Annotated in this window: 17 protein-coding genes; 8 read left to right on the top strand and 9 right to left on the bottom strand. The window is 38.5% G+C overall.

Annotation, left to right across the window (positions count from 1 at the left end; translation table 11 throughout):
- The first annotated feature begins 449 nt into the window (after positions 1–449).
- The 7 genes from AC27E9_RS09550 to AC27E9_RS09520 all read left to right on the top strand — a co-directional run bounded on the left by AC27E9_RS09550 (position 450) and on the right by AC27E9_RS09520 (position 14,826).
- Positions 450–2,963, top strand: coding sequence for a glycogen/starch/alpha-glucan phosphorylase (locus AC27E9_RS09550; protein WP_487129558.1), 2,514 nt, complete (start codon positions 450–452; stop codon positions 2,961–2,963).
- 60 nt (positions 2,964–3,023) lie between these two features.
- Positions 3,024–5,282, top strand: coding sequence for a 1,4-alpha-glucan branching protein GlgB (glgB, locus tag AC27E9_RS09545; protein WP_487129556.1), 2,259 nt, complete (start codon positions 3,024–3,026; stop codon positions 5,280–5,282).
- Positions 5,283–5,286: 4 nt separating this feature from the next.
- Positions 5,287–7,560 carry a glycogen debranching protein GlgX gene (glgX, locus tag AC27E9_RS09540; protein WP_487129554.1) on the top strand — a complete coding sequence of 758 codons (2,274 nt, stop codon included), beginning with the start codon at positions 5,287–5,289 and terminating at the stop codon, positions 7,558–7,560.
- Between the two features lies 1 nt (position 7,561).
- Positions 7,562–9,727 carry a 4-alpha-glucanotransferase gene (gene malQ, locus AC27E9_RS09535; protein WP_487129552.1) on the top strand — a complete coding sequence of 722 codons (2,166 nt, stop codon included), beginning with the start codon at positions 7,562–7,564 and terminating at the stop codon, positions 9,725–9,727.
- Positions 9,728–9,750: 23 nt separating this feature from the next.
- On the top strand, positions 9,751–11,583 hold the full coding sequence (locus AC27E9_RS09530) for an alpha-amylase family glycosyl hydrolase (RefSeq protein WP_487129550.1): 1,833 nt from the start codon (positions 9,751–9,753) through the stop codon (positions 11,581–11,583).
- Between the two features lie 315 nt (positions 11,584–11,898).
- Positions 11,899–14,172, top strand: a complete 2,274-nt coding sequence (locus tag AC27E9_RS09525; protein ID WP_487129548.1) for a collagenase — start codon at positions 11,899–11,901, stop codon at positions 14,170–14,172.
- A 132-nt stretch (positions 14,173–14,304) separates the two neighbouring features.
- On the top strand, positions 14,305–14,826 hold the full coding sequence (locus AC27E9_RS09520) for a GNAT family N-acetyltransferase (RefSeq protein ID WP_487129546.1): 522 nt from the start codon (positions 14,305–14,307) through the stop codon (positions 14,824–14,826).
- A gap of 40 nt (positions 14,827–14,866) precedes the next feature.
- On the opposite strand, the gene AC27E9_RS09515 is transcribed toward AC27E9_RS09520, so the two are convergent.
- Positions 14,867–15,553, bottom strand: coding sequence for a glutathione S-transferase (locus tag AC27E9_RS09515; RefSeq protein WP_487129545.1), 687 nt, complete (start codon positions 15,551–15,553; stop codon positions 14,867–14,869).
- A gap of 116 nt (positions 15,554–15,669) precedes the next feature.
- On the opposite strand from AC27E9_RS09515, the gene AC27E9_RS09510 reads away from it, so the two are divergent.
- Positions 15,670–17,967 (top strand): peptidase U32 family protein, encoded by a 2,298-nt coding sequence (locus AC27E9_RS09510; RefSeq protein WP_487129543.1) that lies wholly within the window; start codon positions 15,670–15,672, stop codon positions 17,965–17,967.
- 89 nt (positions 17,968–18,056) lie between these two features.
- Here AC27E9_RS09510 and AC27E9_RS09505 read toward each other — a convergent pair whose 3' ends face one another.
- The 8 genes from AC27E9_RS09505 to AC27E9_RS09470 form a co-directional block, all read right to left on the bottom strand.
- On the bottom strand, positions 18,057–18,398 hold the full coding sequence (locus AC27E9_RS09505) for a VOC family protein (RefSeq protein WP_487130048.1): 342 nt from the start codon (positions 18,396–18,398) through the stop codon (positions 18,057–18,059).
- Positions 18,399–18,511: 113 nt separating this feature from the next.
- Positions 18,512–18,817, bottom strand: coding sequence for a hypothetical protein (locus AC27E9_RS09500; RefSeq protein WP_487129541.1), 306 nt, complete (start codon positions 18,815–18,817; stop codon positions 18,512–18,514).
- A gap of 193 nt (positions 18,818–19,010) precedes the next feature.
- Positions 19,011–19,865, bottom strand: a complete 855-nt coding sequence (locus AC27E9_RS09495; protein WP_487129539.1) for an alpha/beta hydrolase — start codon at positions 19,863–19,865, stop codon at positions 19,011–19,013.
- A 220-nt stretch (positions 19,866–20,085) separates the two neighbouring features.
- A complete protein-coding gene (locus AC27E9_RS09490; RefSeq protein WP_487129537.1) occupies positions 20,086–20,718 on the bottom strand; it encodes a hypothetical protein in 633 nt (210 codons plus the stop codon).
- A 1-nt stretch (position 20,719) separates the two neighbouring features.
- On the bottom strand, positions 20,720–20,932 hold the full coding sequence (locus AC27E9_RS09485) for a helix-turn-helix domain-containing protein (RefSeq protein ID WP_487129535.1): 213 nt from the start codon (positions 20,930–20,932) through the stop codon (positions 20,720–20,722).
- A complete protein-coding gene (locus AC27E9_RS09480) occupies positions 20,932–21,504 on the bottom strand; it encodes a DUF2975 domain-containing protein (RefSeq protein ID WP_487129533.1) in 573 nt (190 codons plus the stop codon). Before AC27E9_RS09480 ends, AC27E9_RS09485 begins: the two co-directional genes overlap by 1 nt.
- 121 nt (positions 21,505–21,625) lie before the next feature.
- Positions 21,626–22,546 (bottom strand): aldo/keto reductase, encoded by a 921-nt coding sequence (locus AC27E9_RS09475; RefSeq protein WP_487129531.1) that lies wholly within the window; start codon positions 22,544–22,546, stop codon positions 21,626–21,628.
- A 110-nt stretch (positions 22,547–22,656) separates the two neighbouring features.
- Positions 22,657–24,147, bottom strand: coding sequence for a tryptophan halogenase family protein (locus tag AC27E9_RS09470; protein WP_487129529.1), 1,491 nt, complete (start codon positions 24,145–24,147; stop codon positions 22,657–22,659).
- Positions 24,148–24,199: the final 52 nt, after the last annotated feature.

Below are 24,199 nucleotides of genomic sequence, written 5' to 3'. Positions count from 1 at the left end.
TTTAATTGGCGATGAACTCGTACAAGAATACAGCAAAACCGCTACAAGTAAGCATTTAAAACATTATAACTACAGTAGAATTTAGCCAATTACATTAATAGACCTGTGCCAACAATTTTAACTTCATCTTTTGCATAAAAATACATACGTATGCATGCACTATATCAAAATTATCTGCTGTGCATACGTATGTAGTTCATTGCTCTACTGCCAGACATCGGCATAATTAATTCATCAATTAAATTAACCGTTCTCTTATCAAACGACACGTAAAGTGAATCACTAGATAAGAAAACAAAAATATATTTATAACGTGATGGTAGCTCCATCAATTACATGTTGTCTCAATAAGGGATTAAGAACAAACATGCCGTATCTTCACTTTATCTTTAATAATAAAGGGAAGGTTTACCGACATACCACTGTCCGATAGAAGAGTTTGTAGTTATATGGTTACCAAAACAAAAGCACCGGCTAAAGCAAAATCAACAACAAAAAATCAGTCAATTAGTGTTACTGACATTAGCCAACGTATTGAACATCACTTGCAGTTCACCCTTAGTGAACAAAGTCATGCTAACCAAAAACCAGCTTACTGGCGGGCAACCTCGCTCGCTCTTAACGATTTAATCGTTGAAAAATTACAAAGCACTAAACAACGCCAACATCAAAGTGAAGCTAAATCGGTTAACTATTTGTCGCTTGAATATTTGATGGGTCGTTTACTTTCAAACAATTTACATAATTTAGGTTTGTACACTAACACCGAAAAAGCCTTAAAAAAATTAGGCTTTGAATTAGCTGATTTATGTGAAGAAGGTGCCGACCTTGCACTAGGTAATGGCGGTTTAGGTCGTTTAGCAGCCTGTTTTCTAGACTCATTAGCAACATTAGATTACAACGCCATGGGCTACGGTGTACATTATCAGCACGGTTTATTTAAGCAGAGCTTTGTTGAGGGTCATCAAATAGAAACGCCTGATATGTGGCGTGAATTTGGTAGTCCATGGGAAATTTGCCGTCTTGAGTCAAGCCAAACTATCCCATTGTATGGCCATGTTGAGGAAATAGCACAAGCTGACGGTACAACTAAAGCAGTTTGGCATGCAGGAAAAATGCTTAAAGGTGTACCTTGGGACGTGCCAATCGTTGGTTACAACTCTCAAACCGTCAATGCTCTGCGTTTATGGGAATGTCGTGCCGACAGTGCTTTTGGTTGGGAACAATTCAACAATGGCGACTATTTAAATGCTCACCAGCAACAAGTAGCGGCTGAAACCGTTTCAAAAGTGCTTTACCCAAATGATGAACATGACGCTGGCAAAGAGTTGCGCTTTGTACAGCAATACTTCTTCTGTGCATGTTCAGTACAAGACATTATCGCCCGCTTTGAAAATCAATATGGTTTAATTAGCGACAGTAAAAACTGGTCGACATTTTGTGAAAAAGTTGCCATTCAATTAAACGACACCCACCCAACAATCGCTATTCTAGAACTAATGCGTACATTAATTGATGTGCACAATATCGACTGGGATAACGCATGGGGCATTTGTCAAAAAGTATTTGCTTATACCAACCATACGCTTTTACCTGAAGCTTTAGAAAAATGGTCTGTATCGCTATTTGAGCGTGTATTACCTCGTCATTTAACCATTCTTTACCGTATTAATGAAGAGTTTTTAAACCAGCAAGTTAATGCGCTTTGGCCGAACAATGATGATATGCGTGCCCGTTTATCACTAATTGAAGAAGGTCATGACCGAAAAGTACGTATGGCACACCTTTGTGTTGTGGCTTCGCACAAGGTAAATGGTGTTGCTCAAATTCATTCAGATTTAGTTAAAAAAGACTTATTCCCAGAGTTTAACCAACTTTGGCCAACAAAATTAACAAATGTTACCAATGGTATAACGCCACGTCGTTGGTTAAAAGCATGTAATCCTTTATTAGCTGAGTTGCTTGATAAAACAATTGATGGTGACTGGGCAAAAGACCTCAATAGCCTAAATGAACTAGAAAAATTTGCTGATAACGCAGCATTTCAGAAAAAGTTTATGGCCATTAAGCACCAAAATAAAATTGCTTTAACCAAAGAAATTAAAACACTTACGGGTGTAACTGTTAGCCCAGATGCCATTTTTGATGTGCAAATTAAACGTTTACACGAGTACAAACGTCAACATTTGAACTTATTACACATTATTGCACTATACCGTAGATTACTAGCAAATCCAGAGCTTGATATGCAGCCACGGGTATTCATTTTTGGTGCTAAAGCCGCTCCTGGTTACCAGTTGGCGAAAGAGATCATCTACGCGACCAATAAAATTGCTGAAAAGATTAATAATGACGTCCGCATTCAAGACAAGTTAAAAGTAGTATTTTTACCAAATTACCGCGTTAGTTTGGCAGAAAAAATTATACCTGCAGCCGACGTTTCCGAACAAATATCAACTGCAGGTAAAGAAGCTTCTGGTACGGGTAATATGAAGCTAGCGCTAAATGGTGCCGTAACCATAGGTACGCTTGACGGCGCCAATATTGAAATTGCCGAGGAAGTTGGTGACGACAATATCTTTATTTTCGGCTTAACAGTTGATGAAGTTAAAGCGTTAGACGCAAAGGGTTATAACTCTTACCAATACTATGAAAATAATGCCGAAATTCGCGCTTGTTTAGATTGGTTAGATAGTGACTACTTCACACCGGGTAAACCTGGTGAATTATCAGCTGTTAAACACTGTTTCCTAGACGGTGGCGATCCGTACAAAGTACTAGCTGATTTTCAAACCTATTCGAATGCACACCAAGCACTCGATGCTGCATACAAGAACCAAAAGCAATGGGCAAAAATGGCGATTTTAAATACCGCATTAATGGGTAAATTTAATTCGGATCGCTCGATTGAAGATTATGTACGGAACATTTGGCATTTAACAAAAACCGTCGCTACAAAATAATTAATGGCACCTAAAACGGTTAAATATTGATATTAGGCAAAGGTAATTTAAGGATAGAAAATGGCAATAACAACTCGTGATACAACTAGCCTATTGCACGCTAGTCATCCAGCGCCACATGATATTTTGGGTTTACACCCTGATATTAAAACTGGCTACTTGGTGATCACGGTTGTTAAGCCTAATTTATCAACAGCTAACAATAGTTGCTCGATTGAAATTCTCGATTACAAAACGCAGAAATCACTCGGTAAATTAAAATCGCTGTCAGACCATGGTTTATATTCACTAAAGTTACGTAGAAAAAAGCACTTTGATTATCAATTACGTGTAACTGTCAATAACAGTGGCGAACGGAAAAGCGTTATTTACGATGACGCTTTTGCGTTTGCATCAACACTAGTGCTAGGTGAGTTAGACTTACACTTATTACGTGAAGGTAATCATCAAAGTGCTTATAAAAAACTGGGAGCCCACTTAACGCAGCTACCAACAAATTCAGCCCGCCAAGTGAGTGGTTGTAGCTTTGCCGTTTGGGCACCTAACGCAAGCCATGTCAGTGTTATTGGCGACTTTAATCACTGGGACGGTCGCTGCCATCCAATGCAAAATGCTTCTATTCATGGTGAAAAAAGCGGTTATTGGACTATTTTTATCCCTAATACTAAAGCAGGTGCTTTATATAAATTTGAAATCAAAGATAGTGCCGGTAATTTACAACCAGCCAAAGCAGATCCTTTTGGTATTCAAGCGCAGTATCGGCCAGATACGGCTTCTGTTGTTGCAAACGAAAATAAATACCCTTGGCACGATAAACAGTGGCTTGCAGAGCGAGAACAACGTAATGCGCGCAACGCCGCTATTTCAATATATGAAGTACATCTTGGCTCATGGCAACGTGACGAGAATAATCAATATTTAAACTATCGCACAATTGCCGACCAACTAATTCCCTACACATTAGAAATGGGCTTTACTCATATTCAATTAATGCCAGTCAGTGAGTTTCCATTTGATGGTTCATGGGGATATCAACCGGTTGGACTATTTTCGCCAAGTTCGCGCTTTGGCAGTCAAGCTGACTTCCAATATTTTGTCGACCAATGCCATCAAGCCAAATTAGGTTTATTGATTGATTGGGTACCGGGACATTTTCCTAGTGATCCTCATGGTTTAGCTCAATTCGATGGTAGTCATTTATATGAACACGCCGATCCTCGCCAAGGCTACCACCCTGATTGGAATACACTGATTTATAATTACGGTCGTGTTGAAGTGGCAAACTTTTTACGGGCAAGTGCCCTGCACTGGCTTGATACATACCATGTTGATGGCATTCGCGTTGATGCAGTTGCTTCTATGTTGTACTTAGATTACAGCCGTAAAGAAGGTGAATGGATCCCGAACAAAGATGGTGGTCGTGAAAACTTAGAAGCAGTAGATTTTTTACAACGTTTTAATGAAGAATTGTATGCGCTTTACCCTGGTACTTTCTCAGTCGCGGAAGAATCAACGTCTTGGCCAGGAGTTTCTCGTCCAACCGATAATGGTGGCTTAGGTTTTGGCTATAAATGGAATATGGGCTGGATGAACGACAGCTTAGAGTACATGAAGCGTGACCCTATTCATCGTCAACACCATCACAATGAATTAAGTTTCGGTCTAGTTTACGCCTTTGATGAAAACTTTGTTTTACCACTAAGTCACGACGAAGTTGTACACGGCAAAGGCTCACTTATTGCACGTATGCCAGGTGATGCTTGGCAACAATTTGCAAACCTGCGCGCATATTATGGTTTTATGTGGGCGCATCCGGGTAAAAAATTATTATTTATGGGCTGTGAATTCGCTCAAGGACGAGAGTGGAATCATGACCAAGCACTTGATTGGCATCAACTTGATATACATTGGCATAGCGGTGTACAGCGCTTAGTTAAAGATTTAAATAACGTTTATACCAATACCCCAGCGCTTTACCAAAAAGATTGCCAAGCCGAAGGTTTTGCTTGGTTAGACCATGAAAACGCTGCGCAATCAATTTATAGCTTTGTTCGCTTCGGTGATAAGCCAGAGCAAGCAGTTATCGTAGTGTGTAATTTTACCAGCGAAGTACATCATAATTTTAATGTTGGTGTACCAAATGCCGGTCGCTATCAAGAGTTAATAAACACCGACTTAGCCATTTACTCTGGCTCTAACCAAGGTAATTTCACTGATATCACTAGTGAAAATTTACCGTGGCAGGGTCAACCACATCGCATAACGGTTACGATTCCACCAATGGCGACAGTAATGTTTAACTTACAAGGAGCTTGTTAACCTTGTGAGTCAATTTACCATTTCATCAGGCCGCTGCTTTCCTCTAGGTGCTACATTTGTTAGCAGTACTAATGCAAGTGAAACAACCGGAACTAACTTTGCGCTATTTTCTGCTCATGCAGAAAAAGTCGAGTTATGCTTGTTTGATGAAAGTGGTGAAAATGAAATTCAGCGCATTATACTGCCGGAATATACTGATGACGTATTCCATGGCTTTGTCGAAAATTTACCTGTGGGTAGTTTATATGGTTACCGCGTTTATGGTCCTTTTGAACCACACAAAGGACATCGCTTTAATCCTGCAAAACTATTGCTCGACCCATATGCTAAAGCCTTGCAAGGTGAAGTAAAAAACTCGCCTTTACACTATTCGTACCAACAAAATACCGAACAGCAAAGCGAGCAGCAGCATAAATCTCTACAGCAAGACTTAACATTAGACCTGCGAGACAATGCTAAGGATATGGCGAAATGTGTCGTAATAGACACAACCTTACCAACGCCATGTACAAGCCACCCTAGAGTCCGCCAACGTGATAGCATTATTTATGAAATGCACGTAAAAGGCTTTACCGCTCAGCAGCCTAACATACCTATAGAGCTAAAAGGCACATTTGCCGGTTTAACACAAAAAAGCACTATTGATTATCTCGTTGAATTAGGTATTACCAGCATAGAATTAATGCCCGTTCATCAGTTTTTAAATGAAGCATTTGTTGAACAAAAAAAGCTCAGTAACTATTGGGGCTACAACAGCGTTTCATTTTTTGTTGCTCATTCGAATTATTGTGCTAAAGACGGTATAACAGAATTTCGTACCATGGTGGAAACTTTCCATCAACATGGCATAGAGATCATTCTTGATGTTGTATACAACCATACCGCTGAAGGCGATGAGCTTGGGCCAACATTAAGTTATAAAGGCATAGACAACGCTAGCTATTATCGCTTACAACCTCAAGACCAACGTTTTTACGAAAACTATTCTGGTTGTGGTAATACTCTAAATATTGCCCATCCACGCGTATTGCAGTTAGTTACCGACAGTTTACGCTATTGGGTTGAAATAATGGGCGTTGACGGGTTTCGTTTCGACTTAGCAACAATACTAGGTAGAGAAGCGCCACACTTTAATAGCAAAAATGCCTTTTTTACCGCTATAAAACAAGACCCCGTTTTAGCACAAACAAAATTGATCGCCGAGCCTTGGGATATTGGTCATGATGGTTATCAACTAGGTCGCTTTGATAAGAGTTGTTTAGAATGGAATGACAGGTTCCGCGATACGTGTCGCCGCTTTTGGCGTGGTGATGAAGGTATAGTGCCAGAATTTGCCGCTCGTTTACATGGTTCAAGCGACATCTTCGAACAGGCCGGAAGACGACCAAGTGCCAGTGTTAATTTTATAACTTCTCACGATGGCTTCACGTTACAAGACTTAGTCAGTTATCAAACACCTAATAATTTAGCCAATGGAGAAAATAACCGTGATGGTCACGGCAGCAATTTCAGCTGTAATTTTGGCCATGAAGGTACTTCAGACAATGCCACTATTAACCGTTTAAGGGCTCGTCAAAAGCGTAATCTACTAACCACGCTTTTTATCGCTCAAGGTACACCTATGTTGCTCGCCGGAGACGAGATAGGTAACAGTCAATCAGGTAATAATAATGCTTACTGCCAAGATAACGAAACGTCCTGGTTAGACTGGTCAGTATTAACTGCTCATAACTCTATCGAAAATGCTCAATTAACCTTTGTTCAACAATTAATTAAGCTGAGAAAGCAGCATCCGTTATTAAATCGAAGTCACTATCATCATGGCCAGCAAATTTCCAAGAAAACGGGCTTAAAGGATATCGACTGGTTGAACTGTCGTGGTGAGTATATGCGAGCCAGCGACTGGCATGACCAAGAGATAAAGTGCTTTGCCATGTTGTTAGCACAAACAGATGATCTAGATACTGAATTATCAGCGCAAGCAGAACAAGACGACGCTCTGCTCATTATATTTAACGCGCACCCCTGCGAAATTAATTACCAATTACCTGCACTGCAAGGTTATTGGCAACAACTTATCAGTACCGCTGAAGAAGACAGTATTGAACAAAAAAACATCACTGAATCGACTATCAACGTTTCGGCACATAGTTGCCTTGTATTGAGTTTTTTTGCTCCCGAACAATTACCAAATATTGACCCTGAGTCGATAGCAACCAATTTTAAAAATAGTAGTGCTAGCGCAAATTTGCGTAGCAATAAGCAAAGAGAAACATAGAATGAATTTAATTGAGAAACTTGCAGAACTCGTAGGCTTTCACGCAACATATACCAATTCCTTTGGCGAGCAGGTGCATGCAAAAGATGAAGCGAGACATTCATTACTTAACGCTATGGGCTATGATCTTTCGTCAAATGAAACGATCAACAACAGCATTACCGAATTAGAACAAAAGCCTTGGTTAAGCATATTACCACCTGCGCACATTGCTAAGCTTGAAGCAGATCAACATCAAATTATAATCAGCCTTGCTAGTTCTTTGCAAAATGATATTAGCTGGCATATCACCCTTGAATCAGGTGAGACTATCAGTAACGAGGTGTCAATTAGCTCATTAGCTAAAGTTGACTCTGCAACATTTGATCAGCAAACCTACACGAAATATGAACTAACATTACCGACATTGGCGCAAGGTTATCACCAACTGACCGTAAATTACGGTAATACTAGCGCACAATGTCCACTTATATACGCACCTCAAACTTGTTATAGTCCACAAGAAGCGTCAAGTGAAAAAATGTGGGGCTATGCCGCGCAGTTATACTCACTTAAAAGTGATAATAACTTAGGCATGGGCGATTTTGGCGACCTAGCGAAATTGGTAGAGAAATCAGCACAGCAACAAGCCTCTGTCATTGGCTTGAATCCGTTACACCCTTTATATCAAAATAATCCAGCGCATCGCAGTCCTTATTCACCAACAAGTCGCTGCTTTTTAAACACTTTGTATATCGACATAACACAGACGCCTAATTTTAGTAGCTGTGAAGCAGCTCAAACACGTTTTAACAGCGAAGAAGTGCAGAATAAAATTAGCTATGCTCGGCAAACAAAATTAATTGACTACCCTGCTGTTGCCGATATTAAGTTCGATATTTTAGAAATTCTATTTAGCGATTTTATCAAAACAGCGCCAATTGAAATGGCTGAATTTAACGACTTTAAGCAACACCAAGGTAATGATTTATTACAGTTGGCGACCTTTGAAGCCCTATATGAACACTTTAGAAAAACAGATTTTAATGCCTATGGCTGGCCAAATTGGCCAACAGCTTTCCAATCTCCAAGCAGTGATGAAGTTAAAGTATTTCAACAGCAACATGCTGAACGTATTGATTATTTTTGCTTCGTACAGTGGTTAGCTCACCGCCAATTAAAATCAATTGCTGAGCAAGCAACAAACCTTGGCATGCCGGTCGGTCTATATTTAGATTTAGCAGTAGGTTGCGATGGCTCAGGAGTTGATGTTTGGTCTGATAAAGACGTCTATGTTGCCGGTGCTGCTGTTGGCGCGCCACCAGATGCCATGAATACTTTAGGTCAAGACTGGGGCTTAACACCTATCAACCCAGTGGCTCTTCAAAAACAAGGTTACCAGCCGCTAGTAAAAGCCCTGCGTAGTAATATGCAATATGCCGGTGCCTTGCGTATTGACCACATTCTCGGTTTAATGCGCCAATACTGGGTTGCTCCAGGTATGAAAGCCGATGAAGGTGTTTATATAACTTTCCCATTAGAAGATATATTACGCATTATCGCCTTAGAATCTCGTCGTAATAACTGTGTCGTTATCGGTGAAGATTTGGGTACGGTTCCAGATGGCTTTGGCGAAATAATGGCACGTGCTGGCTTGCTGTCATACAAAGTACTATTTTTTGAACGTTGGGACTCTGGCTTTTTCATGCGCCCAGACTTATATCCTGCACAATCTATGGTTACTGTTTCAACCCATGATTTACCGACCCTTAGCGGTTGGTGGACGGGTAAAGATTTAGAATGGCGTCAAGAGCTAAATTTGTATCCTAATGAGGAAATGGGCCAAAACGAACGCAATAGTCGTATTGAAGATAGACAATTACTCGTCGCTGCCCTAGATGATCTGAATGTGATGAATATGAGTAATGCTCCCGCGCAAGCACCAGCGCAAATGAACCGAGAGCTAACACTCGCAGTACAAAAATATATGGCGCAAGCACCAAGTCATATACAACTTATTCCACTTGAAGATGCTTTAGAGGTAGTCGAGCAGGTTAATATTCCCGGCACCATTGACGAACATCCAAATTGGTTACAAAAATTACCGGTGAGTATCGAAAACTTCGATCAAACCGACTCAGTTTCTGAATTGGCCGCAGCGATGAGAGTTGCTCGTCCTAAAACTTAATACTTAAATACTGGATAAAAAATATGTTTAAAAAGAATAAAATATCCGCATTAATCTTATCTACTGCTGCATTAGCATTGGTTGCTTGTAACGACGAAAGTAATGTCAGCCAAGAAGTTGAAACAGCAACTGCAGTAGAAGCGACAAAAGTAGAAACAAAACAAGCATATAAAACTGCAGCCGATTTGCCGCATTATTTAGAACGTGATGTGCAAGATGAAGTGTTTTACTTTGTTATGCCAGATCGCTTCCATAATGGTAATACTGATAATGACTTGGGCTCAAAAACTCAGCCCATTTCAGCTGGTGGTTTAGATAAAACCAATAAAGGCATGTACCATGGTGGTGACATTCAAGGTTTAAAAGAAAAACTGCCATATTTAAAAGATCTTGGCATTTCCGCTATTTGGCTAACGCCAATTTTACGAAACCAAGCCATGCAAGCTGACAGTTCAGGTTATCATGGTTACTGGGTGTTAGACTTTACTGAAATTGACCCGCATTTAGGCAGCAATAATGACTTAAAAGATCTCATTGCTAGTGCTCATAATGAAAACATAAAAATCTACTTTGACATTATTACTAATCACACTGCTGATGTTATCAAATACACTGAATGTCATGGCGACGATGGATTACAATGGCTAGTAGCAACCGATAAAGGCTGTCCATTTAAATCAGTAGAACAATTAGCTAATGGCGATAAGTACACAACCGTTATTCCAAAAGGCCAAGAACAACTTAAAATTCCTACTTGGTTAAACGATACTAAATATTATCACAACCAAGGTGATTCATTTTGGCAAGGTGAAAGCTCAAAACGTGGTGACTTTGCAGGCCTTGATGATATTAACACCAACGATCCAGAGGTGGTTAAAGGTATGATTGATATCTTTAAGAACCTGATCACAGAGTTTAAACCTGATGGCTTTCGTATTGATACAGTTAAACACGTCAATACCGAGTTTTGGGCAGATTTCGCACCTGCGTTAGTTACACATGCGCAAGTAGAAGGTATTAAAAACTTTTTTATGTTTGGCGAAGTGTATAGCTTCACCAGTAAAGAACTCAGTGAATATACAACCGCCGGTAATATGCAATCCGTATTAGATTTTGCATTTCAAAGTGCAATGACTCAAGCATTAGTCGAACAAAAAGGTACCAAAGCACTAGCGGATCTTTTTGCAAATGATGTTGACTACCTTGATCACGACAGTGACGCAAACCAGTTAATGAACTTTACCGGTAATCATGACATGGGGCGTTTTGCCTACAAGTTAAAGTCTAGCGAATTTAACTACAACGAAGAGCAAATGATCAAACGCAATTTACTTGCTCACGCCATGACATACTTTATGCGCGGCGTTCCGATTATTTATTATGGGGATGAGCAAGGCTTTGTTGGTGATGGCGGTGACCAAGCATCCCGTCAAGATATGATGCCATCGCTAGTTGCTAGCTATAACGATGATGACTTATTAGCGACCGATGCAACCACAGCTGATGACAATTTTGATACATCACACCCTATTTATCAAAGTTTTGCACAATATGCTGATATTTTTTATCAATATCCAGCTTTGCGTCGTGGTGAGCAAAAAACAGTATTCCAAGCTGATGACAACGGTATTTTTGCCGTAACTCGCACAATAAACGGAGATCAAGACGCAGTCAGCAATGAAAAAATGTTAGTGGTTTTCAATACCAGCGACAAAAAGGCCAGTGCTGATATAAATTTACACGGGCAAAACTACCGATTAATCGCTGGCGAAAGCGAACCTATTCAAACGGGTAACGGTGAAATTAGCATTGTAATGCCAGCACTTAGCTTTGCTATTTATCAACAAGTTATCTAACATTTCATAGGCTTATCTCTCTAGCTATAATGCTCATACTTAGTTATTAAGTATGAGCTTTTTTTATCTCTAAATTTCTATAACTAGTCACTTTTTCACTTTTACCAGTCTCCCTTCACCTTTAACACGTAATTCTATTAATTTTTATATTATCTTAAAATAATATATTGCATACAATTTACAATATATTTAAATTTATGTTACATATAACCAAGCTATAAATAACAGCAATACCTAGCTGCCATATTTAATTGCCAATAAGAAAAACTGAGAAAAAAACATAACAATAAAAATTTATAATTTGAGGGAAAGAAAATGTCTTTTAGAAAATTAACACTCACCAGTGCAGTGCTAATTGCACTAGCTGGCTGTGGTGGAAGCGATTCAAAAACTGAAGTAGTAGAAGTACCACCGACACCAGTGGTTACACCAGAGCCTGAGGTAGATTTCACCAGCGTAGATGTTGAAGCGTTGAAACTTGGTGTAGTAAAAACGCATATTAATACCACTGAAGGTCAAGGTGTTTCATACTATGTTGATGTTGAAGAAGATGCCGAAACACTTGTTGTTAGCCTTTTTAGTGGCGTAGAAAATAAAGATTTAGGCGATCCTGATGTTTATGTAAAATTTGAAGAAGCCGCCAGCCCTGGTGAACACGGTGTGTTTGACTGTGTGTCATACAACGGCTCAAACTACAATGAATCTTGTATTATTGATAAGCCAAAAGCGGGCCGCTATCACATATATATTGACGCATATGAAGGTGGCGATGCAGTAGATGCTTCAATGTTTGCTACCACCGCATTATTTAGCGGTAATATGCTATGTGACGAGCCGGTAAGAATTCGCGCTCAAAATATGAGCAACGAACAACTTGAAGAAGCCTGTGCGGTGGTCAGCAAAACAAAGCGTATTTTCGATCAAGTATTAAGCTCTGACATTACACCTGAATTTCAGCAACCTGTAGAAAATGATCTTAACGAAATAACAAATATCCATATATTTGAGAGCTTATCTAACCACGCTTCATGGGCTGAGCATTTATATGATACCAGCAATACCAGCGGCATTTACTTTGAAACTAGTCCGACAAATTGGTGGCATAGTTCAGATATTTGGACATTTGATGCCTTAGAATGGAGTGAAGGCCGCTCTGTTATTCGCTCACTCAATCATGAATATGTGCATGCGTTAGATGGTAGATACAATAAAGAAGGTGGCTACAAAAGCAACTTAGGTTGGTGGAGCGAAGGCCTTGCCGAGTATTTAAGTACCTTTTACCTTCAGCCCTACCCGCGAGTTACAACTGCACAAAGTGAAGACCCATATACTTTGGCAGAAATTTTTGCAGGAGAAGCTAACTTTTACTCATGGGGGCAATTGGCTGTCGCCTTCTTAATTGAAAGTCATCCTGAATTGGTTAATCAAATGCTAATTCATATGCGTGCTGGTGAATGGACAGAATATGATGCCTTGCTTGCCAATATTGCAACTGACACTCAAAGCGAGTTTGAATTCTGGTCAACAACGACGTTAACAGAACAATATCATAATAGCGCAGAGATTTTACCTTTAGGCGACTACAAACATATTAATGGCCGTGGTGGCTGGTTATTTTCTGTCGATGTACCTGCGGGGTTAGAGTCAGTATCATTTTCAACTAATGGTGGTTCAGGAAACGTTGATTTATGGGTTAAAAAAGGTGCTGCAGTGCACCCTGATATTGATAGTGAATTCATCTGTCAAGCCGTAACTGAAGACACAAATGAGGAAACTTGTACGATAACAACGCCAGAGTCAGGCAAATACTATATTGCCGTTTCATCTGATTTTATCGGCTCAGATATCATCGATTTATACTTTAGTGCCTGTGCTGGAACTGATTGTGCCGTAACATTACCAGAACAACTCCCCTTAGTTGAAGCAACGGAACCGTATCTACCGCATTGGCCAGAAAAAGGGACTATTGGCACCTGTAGCTTAGCAGAAACTTACTACGATTCAGCTAAGCCAGCACTTGAATTATCCATTACCAACCCAACCGACAAACTAGTAAAAGTTTACTGGTTAAGTCGCAGCTCTGGTGATAAATCAGGTAATTCATATGCAACCTTAGCTAAAGATGAAAGCTACACTGCTGATGATTGGGATATAGGTCATCGCATTATGCTAACTGATGGCGCTGAAAATTGTTTAGGTGTTGCATTATTAAACGATGAAAACAACACCTTTACCGTTACGGAGGCGATGGTAGAAAATGCGATGGACGAAGCGCCACCTGTTGAAATTCCAGAGCCAACAGCTGAAATTGATAGTTGTGATTTGGCAGTGCCATATACACGTGAATCAGGTAATGCACCAGACTTACAGGTAGCCAATACTCTCACCACACCCGTGAAATTATATTGGATCAACAATAATACCGGAGAGCCATTACTGACTAACGTTTACGCAACACTTGCAGAAGGTGAAATATACACAGAGACCTTCTGGGCCATTGGTGATCGTATGATGGTAACTGACGAAAGTGATACGTGTATCGGTGTACTTGACCTTAACGCCACTAGCAATATTTTTGTAGTCCAGTAATATCAGAAATAATATTGGCACTAGTACTTAAACATAGCTGGCTAAGGTGTTGAATGCATCTTGGTCAGCTATTTGTATTGTTCATAAAAATACTAAGAAGCTATCACAGCAGTAATAAACAGAGGGAATTAAGTGAAACAAATTTGCCAAACACCAAGATTAACTATCAAACAGTTTAGCCTTGACGATGCCGAGTTTATCGTCCGATTACTTAATGAAAAATCATTCATTGAGAATATTGCCGACAAGCAAGTAAGAACAATTATCGATGCAGAAAACTACCTAACAAATGGACCAATGGCAAACTATAAAGAATATGGTTTTGGTTTATATGCCGTATTGTTAAAGACTAGCGATACAGTTACCCATGAAACACTTATTGGTATGTGTGGATTACTGAAAAGGCCTGAACTTGATTACCCAGATTTAGGCTACGCCTTTTTACCAGAGTTTTGTGGTCAAGGTTATGCCGTTGAAGCCGCTGACGCGGTATTAAAAAATGAAGTTAAAAAACACTCCCTAAATACTATTATGGCAGTTACCTCTCTCACTAACCAGAGCTCACATAATTTACTGAAAAAAATAAATTTTAGCTTTATTGGCACCATGCAATTATATGGCGAACAAAGTAATGCTTATGAGTACCGTAGCTAATTTACCTGAATGACACTCTTTTTTGAGAACCAGCTCACTTTTAGTTTCCAACAAAAACTACTTCTTCGCCCGTATCTATCCAAAGTGGATGCTTCGCCATAACTTTGGTGAACATTGGGCTTTGTAAGTATCGGTTTAACCATTTTTGCAAACAAGGATAAGGTGACTGCAAGTACCACTGCCTTTCAACTCGAGCGAATTGACGAATAAAAGGTAGCAACGCAATATCAGCAAAACTTTCACGTGCTGAAAATAAAAACTCATGTTCAGTTAAGCGGACTTCTAATAATTGAATATATTCTTCACAGGCTTTTCGACAATCAATTAATGTAGTTTCATGATAACGCTTGGCACATTTATAGGCTTCTAAGCGCACTTTAAACTCGCTATCAAACTTATTAACTAGCGCTAGCATTTCAGTCAAATGCTCAGGCTGGTTTTTATGTAGTAAATCATTGGGATCAGCGTTATTAAGTGCCCAGAGCATAATGTCGAAACTTTCATCAATGACTTGAATTTGTTGCCCGTCTTCATTTTCCTTTAACCTATCCTCGTCTAACACCAAAACCGGCACCGTTGCTTTTGGAGAAGCTAAAATCATTTCATTGGGCTTATTACTGAGTACAATACCTCGCAGAGCAATAGGTTGTTGCGATTTATAAATCGCGATACGTGCACGCATGGCATATGGACAATTTCTTAATGAATACAAAATAGGTAATGACATGATTTTATTATTTTTGCACGATAACTGGGAGTAATAGCTCATTTTAACGGTATTCATTGTGCAAATATACGGGTAAAATCTCTGCTCTTAAATTTAGCGAATAAAAAGTTGTATAAATGGATCATAAAATTGAATTATTAGCCCCTGGCGGCGATGTCGATGCAATTAAAGCGGCAATTATTGCAGGAGCTGACGCGGTATATTGTGGCTTAGATACCTTAAATGCCCGAAATCGCGCTTCCAATATCTCATTTGAACAACTCATTGGCATTATTCGTTTAGCCCATCAATACGATTGCCAAATATTCTTAACGCTAAATGTTATTATTTTAGAGCGTGAATTTAAATCGATTGCCAAATTATTAAGCAAATTAGTAAACACCACATTAGATGGTGTAATCGTGCAAGATATCGGCATGTTTAACATCATAAAGAAACATTTCCCAACGTTAGATATTCATGCTTCCACCCAATTAACAACGCATAATATTGGCCAAATTCCATTTTTGAAAAAGCTTGGTGCATCTCGCGTTAATTTATCACGCGAGTTAAACCTACGTGAAATTACCGCAATAAATAAAGTATGTGTAGAGCAAGACGTACTCACCGAAGTATTTGTACATGGTTCATTATGTGTGGCCTTTTCGGGCTTATGTTATTCAACGTCTGCCAGTGTCGGTAATTCCGGTAACCGCGGTCGCTGTAGTCAAGCATGTCGAGAAGAATACGAAACTACGCCGTCTGGTAATAATTTCCCACTTAATATTAAAGACAATTCTGCCTTTTTTGACTTACCTGCGCTTATCGACGCAGGTGTACACTCCTTTAAAATAGAAGGCCGTATTAAAGGTGCTAACTACGTTCACACAGTAGTTGATAGTTTTCGTAAACAAATTGACGGTTTCCTCACTACTGGTGAACTAACTGAAGACGGCGAACGTTTATACAAAGTATTTAATCGCGATTTTTCTAATGCCTTTTTGCGTGGTGACTTAAATCAGTCAATGTTTATTGATAACCCTCGAGATAACTCAAAAATTCACGCGGTAAATAAATTCAAAGCTGATGAAAGCCAAGCTATTTCAGTTGTACAAATTCAAGATGTTGAGCAGAACCTCCAAGTCGATAAAAATACTATTGAAGCAGAAGTTGTGGAGAAAATTAAACACTTAAGCATCGAAAAAGTGCCATTAACCTTAGCTTTTTCAGGTCAAATTGAACAACCGCTCTCAGTAACGGTTACTACCGAGGGTTTTTCTATCGAGCAAAATAGTTTTACCCTACAATCGACTAGCTTATTGAGAAGTAGTGACAAAGCCTATATTGATTTAGCCACTATCAATAAGCGCTTTAAAAGCTTTAACAATGCTGAATTTTTACTTAAAGAAATTGACTGCGATAAATTAGCGCAAGGTTTAAGCATTCCATTTAAAGAATTAACAGCCCTCAAAAATAACATTGCTAAACAATTAAATAATAAAGTTAGCGTACTACCAGAAGTAACCTTGCCGCCGTTAATTAATCACCCAAAAGTTGCGCTTAAAAAAGGCAGTAAAGCGAAATTATCAATACTAATATGTGACGATACTGATGTTGAGCTAGCCAATGTTACTGACGCCGATATTTACTTCAAATTACCTGATGCCTACAAGCGAGGCTGCACAAAATATGTTGACTTTCTAAAGGCGAACCCGCGTTTAATTCCGTGGTTCCCAGCGGTATTAATTGGTAAAGATTACGACGTAGCAGTAAATATTTTAGAGCAAGTAAGGCCTGAGCTTATTGTAACTAACAATACCGGTATTGCCTTTCGTGCCAATGAATTAGGATTGAAATGGATCGCAGGACCGTTTTTAAATACCACTAACTCATATGCGCTTATGGCACTGAAAGAAGACTTTGACTGTAATGGCGCCTTTATTTCTAACGAAATTAACGCATCACAAATAAAAAATATTGCCCGCCCAGAAAACTTTAAATTGTTCTATAGCATTTATCACCCTATTTTATTGATGACCAGCCGACAATGTTTCTTCCAGCAGAGTGTTGGTTGTGAAAAGCCACGGATCGACAACGGTTGTATGCTTTCATGTGATAAATCGACAAGTATTACAAACCTTAAGGGGGCGTCGTTTGCTATTGATAAACAAAAAGCCGGCTACCCGAGCATTTATAACCAAGATCAGTTTTTGAATATGGAAATTATTGAAGACTTATCACACTTATTTGATGGCTTTATGATTGATTTAACCAACATTGGCGCAGGCGATAGAGTATCACCAGATAAAAAGATACTAATTGCACAATTTGAAGACTTATTATCAAACCAAGAGTCAAACAGTCAACCTGCCGTTAACCAGCTAAATAACTTAGTACCGGAATCAACCAATATTCAATATCACAACGGCTTGTGATGTAACTATTAGCACGCTTAGCGAAAAATTAAAACGCTGTTACTTGCACAAGTAACAGCGTTTTTTCTGTTGCAATTAATCAGTAGTGCCTAGTCAGTAGTAAGTGACCAAACAGCAAATTCATTGCCGCTAGGTTCAATAAAATGAAAACGACGACCACCGGGAAACGAGAAAATAGCAGTAGATATTTCGCCACCAGCCGATTCAACTATTGCTTGAGTCCCCTCTAAGTTATCACTTTTTAGTACCAATAAAGCCGAACCTTGTGCTGCTAGTGCTGTTAACTCTGAGTGATAAAATCCGCCATCTATTCCTTGATCAGAAAAAGCCGTGTATTCAGGACCGTAATCTTGAAACGTCCAATTAAATGCTCGTTCAAAAAAGTCTTTCGTTGCGGGAATGTCTCGAGCGGGGAATTCAACATAATTTATGTTTTAAGTTAGATGACATTATTTCAAAGTTCCTTGCTATTAGGTGTCTACAGTCGGCTTACCAGCCATACACCTTTCAGGCTATTTTAAATGGTTAAACGGACAATTAATTACTATGCAAACTTAAAGTAGCCGATGCCTACAACTAACACCAACACTATATAAGATAAAAATTGAATGCCTGCTTGTCGATGCTTTTTAGCATGCATGCAAACTGTTTCATTAACAATGTTTTTCAATAACTTTGAAGCTGTAGGCGAAACAAAAACCATAGGGATTTTCAAAAATGTCGGTGAGCCAAGCTGTTGCCAAATTGCAGGCTCGTGTACTTTTACTGATTGATAATACTGGTACTCTGCAATGCCTGAACGCAACATTAAAATTGCCCAAATTGCAGTAAGTAAAACTAAAACTAACATCACCACTCCTTATAATTAAAAGTGACTAACAAATATCACTTTTTAACGGCCAAAATATTTTCTAAAACAATCTCTACGATAGACTCAAAAGCTAACGATAATATATTGTTTGTAATGCATAAACTTATTTCACTTTAGCATCGGCAATACACAAACAGCAAGTACGGTGGAACACGACTATATTTATTGCAGTCTATAAACTTGCTAAAAACTCTTTATACACCCGTATTGCTTGCCTTTCTGCCAACATATTTCCGTGAGTTGCATCGTCAACCACATGTAAGGTTTTGTTCTCTGACTGACTAGCGTCAAATAAACGTTGTGACAAAATAGCGGGAGCTTGTTGGTCATTTTCACCCGCTATAATCAGAAGCGGTTTAGAATAGTCATTAGCTAATACGGCTTTGTTATCAACTTGATAAAATGCCTGCTCAACATCAATAGTCACAAATATTTTACTGTACCATGGCATACGAGCATCAATCCATTCATCAACATTAGTGGCAGAGCCCTGTAAAACTAATCCATCAATCTTTTTATTTTTTGCGACTTGCCCCGCAATAAAGCTACCCAATGAAAAGCCATGAATGATAATTTTATTCGGTGAGTAGCTTTGTTCAATAAAATCAAACTGAGCGTTAGCGTCTGAAATTAAGTTATTAATTGTCGCTCGACCACTACTGGCTCCGGTTCCTCTGCGATCAAAAATAACAATATCTTTATCTAGCTTTATCAACGATGCCATCACTGACTTCATCGAACTTTCAACCGTCATACCATTGCCTTGTATAAAATAAATTAGCTCATCTGAACTAGGTTGATCGATAAAAATACCATGGAGCTTTACAATTTCTCCACTTGGCTCTGCTACAGTGACTGTTATAGGTTTTAATTTTTGTGTTTCATACTTTAACTGCCAATCATGCCACTGCTGTGAACTATATGGCAATTGCTTACTGTCTTGCACGATAAAGCCGCTTTCGGTTAGTTTTGCACTACAAGCAGCGAGATTAAATAACAACACAAACAGTAGTAATTTATTCTTCATTTTTATTCCCTTAATTATGGTAATTTTTAGACTATATTTGGTGCTTGCATTAGCGCATGACATAGAAATAAAGCGGCTCTATGTACAAGCAACCTTTATGGCTAATAATAGTGATTAGTAACTAATAAAAAATGGCTAACTTTAATGCATACGAAAACTAAGCTAAGCCATTAAGCGGGCTTTCGCAGCGTTATTTTTTTGAAGCTTTTTCTTGATGAAGTTAAATATCTTTATCGTCAGTAAACCCAATGCCGAATGAAATACTATTGCCCTCTCTAATATTAAATTCCAACCCCGTTGATAGTTGATAACCTAGCTTCCATTGACGATGATTTTGTGATTCAAATGGTGAGTCAAACCGGCTTCTAGCGTTAATTAAATTAACACTTGCTTCAAGGTAAGGTGCAACATTTTCAAAAACATTCAGCTTTTTTAACTTCGCACGACCAATTACAGCTAACTCCTGATGCTTGCCATCAGCATAGATAAATTCGTTAGCATCGTTAGTGGCCTCAGTAAAACTGCCGGAAAATGTAGAACTTGCATAGTTTAGTTCAATACTTTGACTAAACAGCCAACCGTTATCTAAAGTAGAAGGTTTTATTAAGCCAATACCAAAGTCGGTAGCTATGCTTTGGTTGGTAAAATAAAAGTCATTAATATCAATGTCTTTATTTTGGGTGATACCAATCGTCATATACGGCTGATATTCAACTAAACTTACAGTGGAATTCTCACTTTCATCGGCCTGTAAGTTACCGGAAAATAACACGGAAATCGCTATTAACGCTCTACTAAGCAACTGATTTTTAATTTTAATATTATTAAAAAACTGCCAATATTGTAATTCCATTTTATGACTCCTTATCTTGATAAATTAATATATCGCCCGGTAAGCATTCTAAAGCCTGACAAATAGCATCTAAGGTTGAAAAACGTATTGCTTTTGCACGACCACTTTTTAAAACAGATAAGTTTTGCGGTGTAATTCCAATAGCTTGGGCAAGATCATTCGACTTCATTTTTCTTTTCGCCAGCATCACATCTAATTCAATAATGATAGCCATTAGATCACCAATTCTTGTTGTTCTTTAATTAAGACACCTTCATGCATTATCCAAGCAATAACATAGATAATACCGCCAATCATTAGGTATTTAAGTTCAGTAGAGCCAAAGTTAAGAATAATAGGTAAGCTGTCGCTCAAGCCGGTAAAACGAATAAACAGGGTAACAATCACGGGATAGCAAATGTTCAGTACAACCCAGAAAAGTAATGTTTTCCCTAGCATTTTTAAACAGTGGATAGTCTTGGTTGTAAAAATCTCACCACGCTGGTAGCAAGTAAATAAGCGTAAGAGGAAAAAATATATTAGCAGATATGGTAGTAGCTCTATTGAGCCTAAAATAAGCGTGGTATTAAAGTTCTCTTTTTTTAACGCTTGGGCAATATCTTGCCATGATTGGCTAAACTCAATATGAAAATTACTATTAAACAAGCCAAAATCAACAATAACTTGCTGTCCCAACTCGGTATTTACTCCATTTGTAACAATTAAAATAAATGCCAGTAACTGCAAGGAAGCAAGGAATAAGATCAAGTATCGAATATACTTACTTAAGCGAGATATTTTTACCATGAAAATGTTAGCTCTATATAAATTTTATACTAAGCTAACATATACAAAAACAACTTAACAATAATTTTTTACCGCTTATCGATAAAAAATTATTCCTAAGCATTCGATAAGTACTTAAATTTTATGGCACCGCTTGGCCATTTCGCGCTTCAAGTAACCGATACCAATCTTCGCGAGAGTAAGTTAGCTCTGAAGCTTTTTTAGCAGCAACAATTCGCTCTGGCGTTGTTGAACCAACAATTGGACAAATGCCCGCAGGGTGTTTTAGCAACCAAGCAAGAATAACTTGCCATGGCGCACAATCATATTTCTCACTTTGCTTAGCTAACTCATTTTCAATTCGTTGTTCATCTGCAACAGAAAATGTATTACCCCATGCTGAATACGCTACACCACCTAAAGGACACCATGCTATAGGCGTAATACTATGCTGCTGACATTGATCTAACGTACCATCAATTAAGGTATCAATATTGTGAATGTTAATTTCCACTTGATTCACCAATAGCGGCATAGACAATGCAGGCCTTAGTAATTCAACCTGAGAAGGCTTAAAGTTACTTACGCCAAAATGTTTTACTTTGCCACTAGCTTTTAATAAAGCAAAGGTTTCCGCCACTTCACGTACATCAAATAAATAATCAGGACGATGTAATAAAAACATATCCAAATAATCAGTATTTAAGCGCTGCAATGAGCCTTCAACACTTTTTAGGATATATTCACGACTAAAGTCATATCGTGTTGGTGCATATGGGTCAATATCGGCATTTCTAGGGCGAATTCCCGCCTTAGATGTCAGAATGATTTGCTCACGTAATTCAGGCTTTTCTGTCAATATTTCACCGAAAAGACTTTCACACGCCCCACCACCATATATATCAGCATGATCAAAATGGTTATAGCCTGCGTCAAACGCAGTCATAATTGCTTGTTTGCCTTTTTGTCTATCATTTTCAGAATTATCACCAGCTATTCGCATACAGCCGTATATAAAGCGAGAAGACTCTATACCTGAATTACCTATTAATTTTTTTTGCATTGTAATTCCTCTTTCAAACTAGATAGTGGCTGAAAGTTCAAAAAAATAGCAACCACAAATAACTTTTCATACTTAATTTACACTAATCATAACTTAAGGTTGTTATACAATTACAAGCGGCAAAAATTACGTAAGTATTCATCATGACTAGGTAACTTAGACAAAGGTTCAAGCTTAATCTTTCTAATCTTTTCCAACATTAAATTAAGTTGCTCCAGAGGCATTTCATTTGCCATTGGATGATAATCTTCTGGTTCAATACCTTGCCCTAACATAACTTGTAACCACGAACCTTCATTAAACAAATCGTTTTGTTCACGAAAAATTTTGCCACTCTCTTTAAATAGTTTAATTTTATTTTTCAATGACTCTGGGATTTCCATTGCCCTTAAGTCACGCCACAACTGGCTATCACCTCTTTGATTCACATGATAATGTAAAATAATAAAATCTCGAATTTGTTCAAATTCTACTTTTGATTGTCTGTTGTATTCATCAACTTGTGCCTCACTGATACCATTTTGTGGGAACATATGAATAAGGCGAACAATTGCAGACTGAATTAAGTGAATACTCGTAGATTCCAATGGTTCTAAAAAACCACTCGATAAGCCAATGGCAATAACATTTTTATGCCACTGCTTACGCCGGCGTCCCGTAGTGAATTTAATTACTTTAGGCTCAGCTAAAGGTTCTGATTCAATATTAGCTAATAATAAGGCTTTAGCTTGCTCATCAGAATAATGATTACTGCTATAAACTAAGCCATTACCATTTCGGTGTTGTAAAGGTATTCGCCACTGCCAGCCGCCTGGATGAGCAATTGATCGTGTATATGGCAATGTTTCATCAAACCTTTTCGAAGGAACGGCAACCGCTCGATCACAAGGTAACCAGTGCCCCCAGTTCTCATAACCAGTATTAAGTGTTTGCTGAATAAGTAAGCCACGAAAACCTGAGCAATCAATAAATAAATCGCCAGTAATTTCTTCACCATTTTCAAGAACTAGCTTTATTACATCACCTGAGCTATCGCATTGCTTCACACTAGCAACTATACCCTCAGTACGTGTTACACCAATTCTTTCACTAAATCGCCTTAAAAATTGTGCATATAAGCCAGCATCAAAATGAAATGCATACGGGATATCAATAATAGGCTCTTTAGATTTAATTTGTGCAAACTTACCTTGTGAAGCACATAAGTAATTCAGGTCATAATCCCATAAATGATTTTCTAAACCAGCATCTTGTGCACGTTTTAAATAATGATGAAAATGACAAAATGGTGAACTTTTACCTGCTGCGCCAAAGGTATGAAAATAACTTTCTTTGGTATTCTTCCAATGTTCAAATTTTATACCGAGCTTAATCGTTGCCTTAGTTTCTCGCAAAAACTCTGCTTCATTAATTCCCAGAGCACTGTTGAATAGGCGAATTGGTGGGATTGTCGCTTCGCCGACCCCTATACTGGCAATATCGTCAGATTCGACTAATTCAACTTCAATACTTGTTCCCATTAATTTTTTAACTAATGCAGCCGACATCCAACCTGCCGTACCACCTCCTAAAACAACAACTTTTTTAATGCTACTAGTCATTTGTAATACTCTTTCTTCAGATCTGGATGGAAGTTTAATAACTGTATAAATA

The organism is Colwellia meonggei, assembly GCF_057537295.1.
This window is presented reverse-complemented; position numbering and strand designations above follow the sequence as displayed.